A 13,664-nucleotide genomic window follows, 5' to 3' on the forward strand; every position below is an offset into this window, starting at 1 on the left:
CCAACAATTGCAACTTATTAGCTACAGCGCTTAACTTGAACAGTTGGTCAGATTTATGCAGTAAGACCAGCCAAGCGGATAGAATGCATAAACGAATGGACGCAAAATGAAACCAGAGCAAAGCTTGTTGTCGTTATGGCGAGTGACAAAACGCTACCCAGGCGTAATAGCCAACGACAAAGTAAGCCTAGACCTAGCCGAAGGAGAAATCTTAGCGCTACTAGGTGAAAATGGCGCAGGGAAATCCACCCTGGTCAAAATGATCTACGGAGTGATTCAGCCAGATGAAGGCGGCCTGCTATGGAAAGGGAAAGAGCAATTAATACGCTCGCCTAACATGGCCAGAGCCATGGGCATCGGCATGGTTTTTCAGCATTTCTCGGTATTTGAAACTCTCACCGTGCAAGAGAACATAGCGTTAAGCTTAGATGCTGGTGTAGTTAAAGATGCCGCAGCGCTACGAGCAAAGATCGTTGAGCTAAGCAATGCCTACGAGCTAAAGGTTGAACCCGACCGCTACGTGCATAATCTAAGCATTGGCGAACGCCAGCGGCTTGAAATTTTGCGCTGCTTAATACAAGACGTAAAACTGCTGATTTTAGATGAGCCCACTTCGGTACTCACTCCTCAAGAAGTAGCCGGTTTGTTTAAGGTATTACGCACCTTGGCAAGCCAGGGCTGTAGTATTTTGTTTATTAGCCACAAGCTAAAAGAAGTCACCGAGCTGTGTGATCGCGCAGTTATATTACGTGGCGGTAAAGTGAGTGGAGAATGTATTCCTTCACAAGAAACGCCAGAATCAATTGCTGGCATGATGGTAGGTAGCGACACCCAACTATCGGAACGCTACCAAAAACGCATTGGCTCAGACGAATTAATGGTAGTGAGTAATTTAAGCGTGCCGCCCACCAATCCTTTCGGCACAGGCCTAAATAAGGTGAACTTAAGTCTGCATCGCGGCGAAATTTTGGGTATTGCTGGAGTTGCTGGTAATGGTCAAGAAGATTTACTTGAAGCACTTAGCGGCGAAGATACTCGCGCGGCAGCCGACAGCATTTTAATTGGCAAACGCAAAGTGGGTAAATTACATGCTGGCGAGCGCCGCTTGCTAGGTATGAGCTATGTACCCACCGACCGTTTAGGCCAAGGAGCGGTGCCAGAGATGAGTTTGGCCGACAATACCTTGCTTACCAGTGCGCGCAAGGGCTTGGTAAGCAAAGGGCTAATTTTGCCGCACAAAGTGGTGGAGCTCGCCAAAACCATTATTCATCGAAATGACGTTAAATGTCATAACGCCCACGCCCAAGCTAAGAGCTTATCGGGCGGCAACCTACAAAAGTTTATTATTGGTAGAGAAGTAGACCAAAATCCAGAAATATTGATTTGTGCTCACCCGACCTGGGGCGTGGACATTGGCGCAGCTAGTGCAATCCACCGCCAACTGATTGAACTTCGCGATAAAGGCGCTGCTATTTTGGTGGTGTCAGAGGATATCGATGAGCTGTTTATGATCTCCGATCGCATTGCCGCCTTATATGAGGGGCAACTTTCTGAGGCGGTGCATACCGAGCAAACCAATATCGAAGAAATTGGCAAATGGATTGCCGGTGGATTTGTCCATAGCGATAGCGAGCAAGGAGGCCAAGCGTATGCTTAAAACTCAAGCCCGTTTAGAGTCATCAAAGTTGATGTCTTGGCTCTCACCTCTTATCGCCATTGTTCTCACCATGTTGGTGTCTAGTGTGATGTTTTGGGCCCTAGATATTAACCCAGCCACCGCCTTTAAAGTGTTTATCATCGACCCGCTTAGTGATAGCTACAACCTAGGCGAGTTAATGGTAAAAACCACTCCCTTACTGCTTTGTGCCACAGGTTTAGCCTTGTGTTACAAGGCCAATATTTGGAACATTGGCGCAGAGGGCCAGTTGCTGGTTGGCGCGTTAGTGGGCAGCTATTTTGCACTGCAAGCCAATGAGCAAAGTAGCTATGGGTGGTTATTGGTTACCCTCGCTGCTGGGGCATTAGCCGGCATGCTTTGGGCGGCCATCCCCACTCTGCTGCATCAGCTATTTCATACCAACCTTATTCTTACCACCATCATGCTCAACTACATTGGCTTGTATTTGCTGCTGTGGGGCGTACATGGCCCCTTAATTGACCCAGACGGATTTGGTTTCCCAGAGTCAGCCATTTTTGCCGACAGTGTATTGCTGCCGACCATAATGGAGGATGGTCGCGCCTCCATTAGTATTCTCTTGGCAGTGGTATTTGCTATTGGCTCTGGGATCATTTTGTATCGCACCTTACCTGGGTTTCAGCTGCGAGTATTTGGCTCCGACCAACCCGCTGCACGTTACGCAGGTTACAGCAGCAAGTTTATTGTGTGGAGCGTAATGCTAAGCGCAGGCGCACTGGCAGGTTTTGCTGGCGTGGCAGAAGTAACTGGCCCAATTGGTCAGCTCATTCCGCAAGTGTCTCCGGGCTATGGTTACGCCGCCATTATTGTGGCCTACCTTGGCAGGCTCAATCCCTTTGGCATTATTTTCGCGGCATTCTTCATGGGTACTTTATATATGGGCAGCGATCTAGCCCAAATAGAACTAGGTATGCCCACTGCCATCACAGGTTTATTCCAGGGTGTACTGCTGTTTTTCTTACTCGCTTGTGACTTTCTCATTCATTACAAAATAGTCTGGCAGCCCAGCGCGGGCGTAGCGCAACCCTCTTCATCTAGTGCTAAGCAAGGAGCTGCATAATGGACATGGAACTACTACAACAAATATTGGTAGCAGCAATTAAAACCGGAACACCCTTGTTACTAGTAGCGCTAGGCGAGCTAATTTGTGAAAAATCAGGCGTACTTAACTTAGGCCAAGAAGGCATGATGTTAATGGGTGCTATGGCAGGCTTTGCCGGCGCCTACTTTACTGGCAACTTAGCCTTGGGTTTATTGCTAGCGGTGATTGCAGGCATGTTAATGGCGGGCATATTTGGGCTACTCTCGTTAAACCTTAATACCAACCAAGTGGCAACTGGCCTAGCGCTTACTATTTTTGGCACCGGTTTAAGTGCTTTCTTGGGTGCAAGCTTGGTTGGCTCTACCATTAACGGTTTTAAAGCGATTTCAATTCCTCTATTAAGTGATATTCCAATGCTTGGGGCCTTGCTATTTCAGCATGACATTTTGGTATATGGCAGTTTTGCTTTAGTGGCAATAACTTGGTGGGTTGTGAATAAAACACGCGCAGGTTTAACCTTGCGCGCTGTTGGCGAAAACCCCTATTCGGCTAATGCTCTTGGCATTAAGGTAATAAAAGTTCGTTATATTGCGGTGCTTTTTGGCGGCGCAATGGCAGGCTTAGCGGGCGCTTATATGTCGCTTTCTTATACCCCAATGTGGATGGAAAACATGACCGCTGGCCGCGGCTGGATTGCGCTATCGTTAGTGGTGTTTGCGTCATGGCGTGTAGGTTATTTAATGGTAGGCGCTTACCTGTTTGGCGCAGCCTCTATTTTGCACTTAGTGATGCAAGGCATAGGCTTTACCATATCGCCTAACTTGCTAGCAATGATGCCTTACGTGGCAACTATTGTGGTAATGGTTATGATTAGTGCCAACCCAATTCGCCAGAAATTGGCGGCCCCAATGAGCCTAGCTAAACCTTTTGACGCTCGCCGCCATTAACAAGCAGGCCAAATTATTGAAGCAAATACTTCAAGCTAGCCAGCAAACTAACGTATTATGCTTGCCCGCTAGTTTGGAGTAGTCATGACTTATTCGCTGTACCTTGCTCACATCAACGATACCCACTCTCATTTTGAGCCTACTTTGGTTCATTTTGAAGTAACCATAAACCAAGAGGTTTACCAACTAGACGCATACTGCGGCGGGTATGCAAGGTTAGCTACAGCAGTAAAACAACACCACGCCTTGGCAACACAAAATAATAGCTCAAGCCTGTTTTTACACGCTGGCGATAGCTTTCAAGGCAGTTTATATTTTAGCCAGTTTAAAGGTGAAGCTAACGCTCATTTACTCAATTTGATGTCGGTAGATGCCATGACCATTGGCAATCATGAGTTTGATCTTGGCAACGCTCCGGTGTCTAAATTTGTTGATCAGGTTAACTTCCCCTGTCTTGCCGGCAACATGGATTTAAGCCAAGAAGATCAACAAAAGCACTTGCCTTTAGCACCCCATAACAATCTGTATTACTACAACAATGAACTGGCCATTGCTAACTACCTGCTTAAGCCCTTAGGCGACCAGCAATTGGCCATTGTAGGCATCACTCACGACCAGATGCACAACATTGGTTGCCCCGATGCCGACTGCCATTTTTTGAGCGCCGTCGAAACCACCCAAGCCACGGTTAAGCACTTAAAGCAACAAGGCATAAATCACATCGTCATACTTAGCCATTTGGGCTATGACGGCGACATTGCCTTAGCCAAAGCCGTAACTGGCATAAGTGTGATTGTTGGTGGCCACTCACACACATTAACCGGTGAGTTTGGCCATTTGGGGCTAGCAAGTACCGGCAATAACGGACAATGGCAGAATGGCTGCTTGGTACTACAAGCTGGCAAACATGCAGAATCCATAGGTTTAAGCTGCTTACACTTTGATAAGAATGGCAAGGTTATTAAGCTTGAAGGCGGGACCCAGTTTCTTATCGATGATAACTGGCAAGCCAAACAAAACGGGCAGATAGTTTGCAATGAAACTCGCCGTCTCATTAGCGACTATTTGGCTACCGCACCAGGGCTATTAAAGTGCTCTAATGATCAGCAAATCAGCGAGATCATCAATCAGCAATATCGTCCAGCGGTTGAACAAATGAAAAGCCAAATAGTGACCAAACTCAGCCAGCCTTTACGCCATAGTAGAATGCCTAATAAAGATCTACCCAATGGCAGTGAAATTGCGCCGCTGATTTGCCAAGGGTTTTACCAAGCCTCTGCTGCCAAGCATCCAACCGACTTTGCCATGCACAATGCAGGCGGCGTTCGCGTATCGCTAAAAGCAGGCCCGTTGAGTAAGGCTGATATTTGTGGACGCTTACTGCCCTTCGAAATAACCTTAATGAGTTATTTAATTAAGGGCGAAGATTTAGCCATGGCCATTGAAGGTGCCATTAACAATGCCACTAACAATGGCTTAATGGGCACTGGAGATGGCAGTTTTCCCTACTTTTACAAACTGCGTTATAGCTACCAAGCCCACAAGCCTCCGGGCCAGCGCGTTAGCCAAATAAAACTTGAAGATGAGCAAGGCTGGCAAGCTTTGCAGCCACAGCGAGTTTATCGTGGAGTGTCTTCTGCCTACACCTTGGCAGGAAAAGAAGGCTACCACGCACTGTTAAACAGCTGGGATCATCACGATTTAGAACTCAGCATGAGCGACAGCTTTGTTACCTTTGCCAGTAGCAAACAATATTTGGTCTAATAGGCCTAGATAACACGCAAAATTGATTAAGTGAAAAGGATAGCGCCAGTGATTAGAGCCATGACCCAAGCCGACTTTAGTGCTTTTTGGCCAAGCTTTAAGGCAGTAATACAGGCTCAGCAAAGTTACGCTTTTGATCCAGACATGAACGAACAACAAGCCTTTCAGCTTTGGTGCGAGTTGCCGCTAAAAAGCTTTGTGTTTGAACACAACCAGCAAATTTTAGGGACTTATTACATCAAACCCAATGCCATGGGCCCCAGCAAACATATTTGTAACTGTGGTTACATGGTCAGCGAAGCAGCTCGTGGAAAAGGCATAGCGCGTAAACTGTGCGAACACTCTCAAGGTATTGCCTTAGAGCTAGGCTTTAAAGCTATGCAGTTTAACTCTGTAGTTGCCACTAATACCGTTGCTATTGCGCTTTGGCACAAGCTTGGCTTTGCTACTATTGGCACCATTCCAAAGGCCTACTTACACCCTAAGTTAGGTTATGTAGACAGCTTAATCATGCACAAACAATTAAGTGATTAAATCTGGATTGAGGCACCCATAGCCTGCCTGCTTAAACCTTGCAGTTTTTTGGTAGCTTAATCTTTAGCAATTGCCTTTCTTAAACCTATTCTGCAGTGCCCAACAGGAAAGTTATCGAAACAGGTAAACTCGCTAAACCCTAAGCGCTCATAAAACGCGGGTGCTTGCCAGCTTTGAGTCCACAACCATAAACCACTAAGGCCTTTGTCTCTGGCATAGTCTTCGGCTTGCTGCATAAGCTGCTGGCCCATGCCTTGGCCGCGGCAACTATCGTCTACCCACAGCTCGTCTATGTATAACCAATCCCACAGTAAGTCTGCGGTAAGCGCGGCAATAAGTTTTCCCTCTGCATTTTGCAGCGTCCAATTTAAGCGCTGCTTGTGATAAGCCGGCGCTTGTTGTGATTGACTATGCTCTTCAAACCCTGCAGCCAAGGCGGAGTTAAGCATCGGTGCTAATTCCCCTGTCGAAAACTCAAATTTAGCCATTACTTCCCCCAGCTTTAAACTGAACCAACACCACTATTTATTCAGCGAGTAAGTGTAACGCTCTCGGTTATACAAGTAAGCTAAATTCATCTGCATATACTTGAATATTGTTTGCCAGATAACCACCACCAGCGCTTGTTAGTGGTTTATTTAACTAGGGTCTGTTGATCGTTGCTGATGGTTTTTGCAGCAATTTATTAGCCATTTAGGCAAGGCAGTGAGTGTGCAGTTAAGTGGGCTTAATAATCACTCGCTAACGCTGAATAAATGGCTAAGAAATGCTGCCCGAAGGGTTCGGATAAGCGAACTTTACTCTTTGTTAAGCACTTCTTGCTTAGCCCACTAGGCTTCTAAGTGCTCGCCGCGATTAAAGCCTGCTTATCTCGAACAAAATTTCAACACCAAAGATCAACAGACCCTAGGTAATTATTAACAAAATCTAAAAACTGTTTCTCATTAACAGCCGTTGTAGTTGCTAGGTTCAACATCTACTATTTAAAGCAACTTAAGGCATTCGCTTTTAGGCTTTCAAACTTTAAGATAGGTATCAAGCACATGAGCAAAACCATTTTAATTACCGGTGCAACCGACGGCATTGGATTAGTTACCGCCAAGCAATTGCTAGAGCAGGGTCATAAGGTGCTGCTTCATGGCCGTAACCCAGCCAAACTCGAGTCTGTTAAAAATCAATTAAGCGTGAATGGTGCACAAGTAGATACCTTTGTAGCCGACCTATCCAAGCTTGAGCAAGTTGATGAGCTAGCCAAACAAGTAACGAGCAAGTACAGCAGTTTAGATGTAGTGATTAACAATGCCGGGGTATTTAACTTCCCCGAGCCGCGCAATGCTCAAGGGCAAGATTTACGCTTTATAGTAAACACCCTCGCACCATACAAGCTCACCAAAGCACTGCTGCCTTTAATGGGTAAAAGTGGTCGTGTTGTGAACCTATCGTCTGCAGCCCAAGCCACTGTAGATTTAGACGCGCTAAAAGGCAATCGTCAGCTTAGTGACAACTCTGCTTATGCGCAAAGCAAGCTCGCACTAACCATGTGGTCTCGCGAATTGGGCTTAGCACTAAAAGACAGTGGCCCAATAGTCGTATCGGTTAACCCTAAATCACTACTTGGCAGCAAAATGGTGAAAGACGCCTACGGTATTGCTGGCGGCGATTTAAGCATTGGGGCAGATATACTAGTAAGAGCCAGCTTGTCGGAAGAATTTAATGATGCAGCCGGCCTATATTTTGACAACGACATCGGCCAATTTGCCTCACCCCACCCCGACGCGCTAAACGCCCAAAAATCAGGCCAAGTTGTTGAGTTAATTGAAACACTCATCTAATAATTAAAGCAGCTTAAGCGCCTTTAAAACGCCACTAACACAGTGGCGTTTTACTTTTTAACCCCTAGGAAACTGGGTAGGTAAAATCAATAACAAAGCTATCTGGGTAGCCTTAAGTTTACGTCACATGCCTACCCGCTTAAAATTTATGAAAAGCTCACCGAGCTGCACTATGCTTTTGAGGTAATAGTTAATACAAATGGTTCCTCATGATACGCAACATTCTCTTTAGCCTAGTTTTTATATCCCTACCCAGTTTGGCTTTTCAAGCCATTCACTTAGGCACGCAAGATCGTCCCCCTTATACCTGGCCACAAGACGGTAAACCCGCAGGCCCCTTCGATAAAGTGGTGGTCTGCGCATTAGAGAGCCTGGGCGTGGAATATAGCATCGACTTTTTGCCTTGGGCGAGAGCCCAATCAATGACCCAGCGAGGCCAATTAGATGGCTTTTATGCGGGTTCCCAAAATGCTGAGCGTGACAGTTACGCTGCAGCCAGCCGCTTTATTGGCAAACAAAACTGGGCGTATTTTTATTTAGCAGATGTTATTAACCAACCGATTGATGACGAATACTTAAAGAACGCACGCGTGGGGGCTTACTTAGGGTCAAACATGGCGCAATGGCTAAAAGCAAAAGGCGTAAAAGTAGCCTATCGACCCGTTGAACCAGAAATGTTGCTAGAAGGGTTAATACGCGATCGAGCCGACATCATTTTGGCTAACGAGGCGGCGATGCTAAAGCTTACCGAGAAAACTAATCGCAGCGCCTATATCGACCGCCAAGTGGTAGTAAGCAAGCCCATCGCAGTTTATTTTGGCAACACCTACTTAAGTGAAAACCCAGGTTTTATCGATGCTTTCAATCAAGCGGCTAGTGAGTGCCTACCGGAAGAGTCATTAGTGTTATACGGCGAATAGCAAGGAGCTAGAGTTATCAGTTTTAACTAGCTTATTTTTGGACACAAATGAGTTAGGAATTCAGCCTTAAACATTCATAGCTTCGACACCATGTATGAATCAATTGTCGCTAGATAAGTGCTAGGGTTTCAGTTTCAAGCCGGTCTTCAATCTCGATGTGCCTGCGCGTTGTCAACGCGTTCAGTATAGTGCTTGTGCCCCTTTTTGAAGCGACACCTAGTTAGAGGTACACCGGCGATATAGCCTTGACAAGACCGCCATCATCACGTTTATTGCTATGTTTAATGAGGACTTTACGTGCTACCCGTCGTCGCTTTAGCCGAGGGTTTTCTGAAAAAGCAGAGGCAGCGACGACGGGCCGGTTCCCTTAGTTACCCACTAAACTGGGTAACTAAGAGATAGGGCCAATACCAAAAGTGAAGCAGCCGCGATCCAAGATCCCAGGACTCTCACCGCAATTTTTTGCCATGTTAAGCTGTTGAAGTATTCAGAAATCAAAGTGGCAATGCAAAACGCAATAAATATACCAAGCCCAGTACCAATCATCGCTACCAATTTAGCGATACCAACCAAGCTTTCCTGTGGTGAGTCATATGCTACAAGAAAACCCGCGATTGCAGCCGTAATTACGCTCAAATACCGTATAGCAGTTAGCTTACTGGCAACGAAGAGTCCCACAATCGCGCCCGCAGCTAAAAGCGTAGGCTCGAGCCCTGGTTGCACAAAAAAGCTGGCACCAACTAAGCCCGATATCAAAGCAAGCACAAAAGCTAAGACGCTCGCTTTGCTTTTTTCGATTCCTGATTGACCTGCATACAAGCCAAGCGCAATGATAAGTAGCAGATGCGCTGGTACGCCAAGGGGATGCAATAACCCACCATAAAAAGCGCCTGCGCCCTCAAAAGGACTATGCGCTAAGGCTGGCCTTGGCAAGGAAAGTAAAAGTAATACACCCCTTCCCATTGTGGTTACGCTCACCCAACGAGGATCCAAACACCGGCAGTAGCAATCACGCCGCCCGTCGCCTGAATGAGCACCCTTCCGGCTGGTGCACGTACAAGCTGGCCAAACACAATACCGCACAGGTGCAACAATCCCGTGGATAATACAAATCCTATGCTATACGCCAAGGGAGTCGCTGATTGTGGCAGCTCTGTACCATGAGCATGCCCATGAAAAATAGCAAATATGGCAACGACGATGGCCGCAACCAGCAAGTGAGGCTTCAAGGCAAAAGCTATCATCCCCCCCAACACAACTGCTGAAGTTGCGATGCCAGTCTCCACTGCGGGGATTGGAAGGCCGATGATCCCTAAAACGCCACCAAAAGCCATCACTAACGGGAATACCACAGGCAATACCCAAATAGCAGGGGCACCGAGCAATGCTCCCCAAAGCCCAACGGCAATCATAGCCACGACATGATCTACACCAAGAACGGGGTGCACAAAACCGCTTACAAATCCGCCCCCAAAGCCGGTTACTTCATGTGCACTGGCATTAAATGACAGCAGCAACATAGCCGCGAGTATGGATAGCAATTGATTCCTTTTCATGTAATTCCTTTTATTCTTTGAAACGGATTTTGATTGGTTTGTGTTTTTTTAGCTAGGTTACAACAATTCTGTTTGGCAAAGCTAAGAAAGTTAAACTGATGAACCAAGCAGCGCTACCCGCGTCAAGAGCCAATAGGCTGAGAGCCCTCCAAGGCAATACACGGGTAACACTCGAATATGGCTTGGTATGGCTAGGTTTAGCTTTCGACCGAATAATGCCACCACCAAGACGGTAAAGACAAAGATTAGCTGGCCGAGCTCGACACCCACATTGAAAAATAACAATGCCAGCGGGATCTCACTCTGCGCTAGTCCAATCTCTGATAAGGCCCCCGCAAAGCCCAGACCATGCAGCAGACCAAAAGCAAATGCGACGACCCATGGATATCGATGAGTCAAGCCTGTTTGCCCCTCACGCGCCCGCATGATCTCGACCGCGAGAAATACGATACTTAGCGCGATACAGGTTTCAACGGGTGCCGAACGAAGGGTTAAATAATCAAAGGTGGCTAATCCAAGGGTGATACTGTGAGCCAGAGTAAAAGCTGTAATGGTTTTAACCAGGGCTGCAGATCCTCGAACGATCCAGAGCAAACCCAGTACAAACAACAGATGATCTACTCCTAGTAGGATGTGCTCAACTCCCAAAAACAAATAGCGCTGTGCTGCATCTTGCCAACTACCAGAGGTGGCCTTTAATTGCGCCATAGACAAGGTGATCGCACCGGCTTGATTTTTAAACAATCGACTGACTTGGCTACCATCTCCCCAATAAGTGGTCACCATCAGACCATCTCGTTCCCAAGCAAGCCTAATCTCATCCCCTGCTCTCAGTGCACGCTCCGCTGAAAACTCAAAGACCTTCCACTGGCCCTGCTGACTGCCTCGTGGGTTTGCAGTAAATTCAAAGCCTTCCGGCAGCTGCGGTGACGAAAAGCGGGCGGCCATCATTGCTGGAGCATGAACTCGAAGCTGGTACTGGTTGTTAGAACCCTCGACGAGTTCAGCCTTGGACACGCCAATATCGTGCGCAAATACACTTACGGTAACAAAAGAAAGCGCAATAGCTAGCATCCATGACTGAACCGCCTGTGTCATTGAGTGCGCTCCACCACGATGCTGTAGTTCTCACGCACACTATCAAGCTCAGCATCAATTAACTTGCGGGCTTCAGCCGCCTGCCAGTCCATTGGCAGATAAGGTGCTACCTGTTCAAAAGCCGCAACTTTTGGCGGGGCTATCCCGGATCGTTTAACAAAGTGGATCCCTTGAACTGATGAGAATGGTCCCATCCAATGGTCAGAGTCAGTCTCTACGATGTAACGAGAAGCTTGTTCACCGAACAAAGACGCCAGTTCACTGCGGGGACTATTAATTGAAGACTGGCCATAGGTCTGAAAATAAGACTCAGACAACGATCGAAAATCTGCCCCTTGATTGAGCTCATCGAGCAAACCAGGTGAAACACTGCTTTCATCTTTAAAATAAACATGGTCAACCTGAAACTGCTCAGGGCGGGTGTAGCGTTCGAGATTATTTTGGTAGAAATCTTTTAGTTGATCTTCGGAGGGCTCCTTCACCTTAGCAATCATCAATCCCCTTAGCTTGAGGATCATATTGCGGCGCATGCGTGTATCTCCTTGGTTCAATCCACGTTTGTACGCCTCTCTATAAAGGATTTCGTCTTCAATGTAGGCCGCAATTAACTGATCAATGTCTTCATCGCTGTAAGTTCGTAGCGATAGCCTTTCTTGCTGCTTGACCAAATAGTCGATACTGCTTTGGTCAACGAAGATTTGTTCTTTGCGATCACTTGCCAACAATGCATCGGCGAGAAAAATCAACCCTCCCATAAGGAGGAAATGTAACAATGGTTCTTTCAGGAAAGCGTACTTCGTGTCCATTTATAGCCCTGAATCCATTCAGCGTTTACGAGGCCGGATACCCGGCCTCTTGTTGGGAGAGGTGTTATTGGTTGGCGTGCACTAGGCGTTCAGGGTCGTAATACATTGGGTCTGTTATTCCTTCTCTACGCCCCTGAATTCCGCCGAGTAGCGAACGGATTAGGCGATCCATCAGAATGCCTGTTGTTTGATGAGCATCGTCCAAAAGTGGGTTGTACTCATTAAATTCAGCAGCGACGATTTCGTTTTGAATGCCCAATGCCCGCACCAGTTGGATCGCCTGGCCAGCCGTTAGGCCGTCAGGATCCTGCGAGCCCACACCAGGTGCATATGCTGGGTCAACCCCGTCCATATCAAAGGTGAGGTATACTTTGCGGCCTTTGACCTCTGAAAGCAGCTTAACTAGCACCGCATCCCACCCATATTTCTCGATTTCAGCCTGGAAGTGAAAATTCAACTTGTTTTCACGCATCCAGTTTAAATCGTAAGCCCCAGGCGTTGTGCCGCGCAGGCCAACTTGATAGATGTCACTGCCCTTTATAACTCCTGAGTCGACAGCCAGTTTGAAAAAAGACCCATTGTGAACGAAACGACCTGCGCCCGCTTTATAGGCGTCGTAGTGTGCATCTACGTGAACGATAGCCACTTCACCGGGACCATACTTCTCAGCTAGCGCGGTCATAAATCCGTAACTTTGAATATGGGTGCCGCCAATACCAACAGGAATCGCATCAGTACCTAAAATTTCACTGACGATTTTATGCACCTCGTCAAGATTGACCTGATTATCCGCCATCCAGTTGGCGGTTGCGTTACCGTAATCAGCCATGACCAGCTTGCCGATATCAACACCAATAAACTGATCTTCGCCCTGAGGAGGGTACGACATGTAATCAATCAGTGAGCGCATCTGCTGGGCAGCAAATCTGCCGCCTGGTAACACCTGATCACCAATCGACATACCGAACATGGCTATGTCAACTTTAGCCGCTTTCAGGTCTTCTGGAGTCTGGGCAATCGGCGCACCCAAAAAGGTCGGTATTGCCGTCCAGTTCGGGCCGAAGTTATAGCGATTTGGATAGAAGAGCCCGGGCTCACGCTTGGCACCCATTGACTGATCCCGGCGTTGAAACAAGACATCTTTCTCGTCAGTCATCTTGAGTATCATCGGATTTTCAGGATCTTTCCAAGGAGCCCACTTGTAAGGAATTCCGCCATCGCTTTCTGAAGCGGAAGTATTAAACGTAACAGCGATACCAACGGTTAATAATACGCGGCTAAGAAAGGTATTCATGCTTTATGCTCCATGCTTTTGCTGTTGAATAATTCTTCATAAACAAAAGCCTAGCACACGCAGGTATGGGCCGCCATCAACACATTTCCTGTTATCGCTCACAATGTCCTCTTTGAGCATCTTTAACGTTCAATCAGCTCAGCTACGCCAGCTTATTTCGGGGCAAACACGAGTT

General features: G+C 47.1%; 13 protein-coding genes. 7 read left to right on the forward strand and 6 right to left on the reverse strand.

Annotated features, from left to right (window positions below; all coding sequences use genetic code 11):
* The first annotated feature begins 106 nt into the window (after positions 1-106).
* The 5 genes from OAG1_RS13110 (at position 107) to OAG1_RS13130 (ending at position 5,983) form a co-directional block, all read left to right on the forward strand.
* Positions 107-1,657, forward strand: a complete 1,551-nt coding sequence (locus OAG1_RS13110; protein WP_220718299.1) for an ABC transporter ATP-binding protein — start codon at positions 107-109, stop codon at positions 1,655-1,657.
* Positions 1,650-2,756 carry an ABC transporter permease gene (locus OAG1_RS13115; RefSeq protein WP_338621604.1) on the forward strand — a complete coding sequence of 369 codons (1,107 nt, stop codon included), beginning with the start codon at positions 1,650-1,652 and terminating at the stop codon, positions 2,754-2,756. Before OAG1_RS13110 ends, OAG1_RS13115 begins: the two co-directional genes overlap by 8 nt.
* On the forward strand, positions 2,756-3,685 hold the full coding sequence (locus OAG1_RS13120; protein WP_016400612.1) for an ABC transporter permease: 930 nt from the start codon (positions 2,756-2,758) through the stop codon (positions 3,683-3,685). Before OAG1_RS13115 ends, OAG1_RS13120 begins: the two co-directional genes overlap by 1 nt.
* Before the next feature lie 84 nt (positions 3,686-3,769).
* A complete protein-coding gene (locus OAG1_RS13125) occupies positions 3,770-5,449 on the forward strand; it encodes a bifunctional UDP-sugar hydrolase/5'-nucleotidase (protein ID WP_338621605.1) in 1,680 nt (559 codons plus the stop codon).
* Positions 5,450-5,497: 48 nt separating this feature from the next.
* Positions 5,498-5,983, forward strand: a complete 486-nt coding sequence (locus OAG1_RS13130; RefSeq protein WP_338621606.1) for a GNAT family N-acetyltransferase — start codon at positions 5,498-5,500, stop codon at positions 5,981-5,983.
* Between the two features lie 56 nt (positions 5,984-6,039).
* Here OAG1_RS13130 and OAG1_RS13135 read toward each other — a convergent pair whose 3' ends face one another.
* Entirely contained in the window at positions 6,040-6,471 is a 432-nt protein-coding gene (locus OAG1_RS13135; RefSeq protein ID WP_338621607.1) for a GNAT family N-acetyltransferase, read from the reverse strand.
* 555 nt (positions 6,472-7,026) lie between these two features.
* Between OAG1_RS13135 and OAG1_RS13140 the strand changes: the two genes are divergently transcribed.
* Positions 7,027-7,815, forward strand: a complete 789-nt coding sequence (locus OAG1_RS13140) for an SDR family NAD(P)-dependent oxidoreductase (protein ID WP_338621608.1) — start codon at positions 7,027-7,029, stop codon at positions 7,813-7,815.
* A gap of 209 nt (positions 7,816-8,024) precedes the next feature.
* Complete coding sequence (locus OAG1_RS13145) at positions 8,025-8,735, forward strand: transporter substrate-binding domain-containing protein (RefSeq protein ID WP_338621609.1); 711 nt, start codon at positions 8,025-8,027, stop codon at positions 8,733-8,735.
* A gap of 378 nt (positions 8,736-9,113) precedes the next feature.
* Here OAG1_RS13145 and OAG1_RS13150 read toward each other — a convergent pair whose 3' ends face one another.
* From OAG1_RS13150 to OAG1_RS13170, 5 genes are all read right to left on the reverse strand, one after another.
* Positions 9,114-9,713 (reverse strand): HupE/UreJ family protein, encoded by a 600-nt coding sequence (locus OAG1_RS13150; RefSeq protein WP_338621610.1) that lies wholly within the window; start codon positions 9,711-9,713, stop codon positions 9,114-9,116.
* On the reverse strand, positions 9,710-10,276 hold the full coding sequence (locus OAG1_RS13155; protein ID WP_338621611.1) for a HupE/UreJ family protein: 567 nt from the start codon (positions 10,274-10,276) through the stop codon (positions 9,710-9,712). Before OAG1_RS13155 ends, OAG1_RS13150 begins: the two co-directional genes overlap by 4 nt.
* Before the next feature lie 105 nt (positions 10,277-10,381).
* Positions 10,382-11,389 carry a HupE/UreJ family protein gene (locus OAG1_RS13160; RefSeq protein WP_338621612.1) on the reverse strand — a complete coding sequence of 336 codons (1,008 nt, stop codon included), beginning with the start codon at positions 11,387-11,389 and terminating at the stop codon, positions 10,382-10,384.
* Positions 11,386-12,162: a peptidylprolyl isomerase gene (locus tag OAG1_RS13165; RefSeq protein ID WP_338621614.1), complete on the reverse strand. Its 777-nt coding sequence runs from the start codon at positions 12,160-12,162 to the stop codon at positions 11,386-11,388. Before OAG1_RS13165 ends, OAG1_RS13160 begins: the two co-directional genes overlap by 4 nt.
* A 97-nt stretch (positions 12,163-12,259) precedes the next feature.
* Positions 12,260-13,489: an arginase family protein gene (locus OAG1_RS13170; protein WP_338621615.1), complete on the reverse strand. Its 1,230-nt coding sequence runs from the start codon at positions 13,487-13,489 to the stop codon at positions 12,260-12,262.
* Positions 13,490-13,664 lie beyond the last annotated feature (175 nt).

Origin of the sequence: Agarivorans sp. OAG1 (assembly GCF_037076485.1) — a bacterium.
Classification (GTDB): domain Bacteria; phylum Pseudomonadota; class Gammaproteobacteria; order Enterobacterales; family Celerinatantimonadaceae; genus Agarivorans; species Agarivorans albus.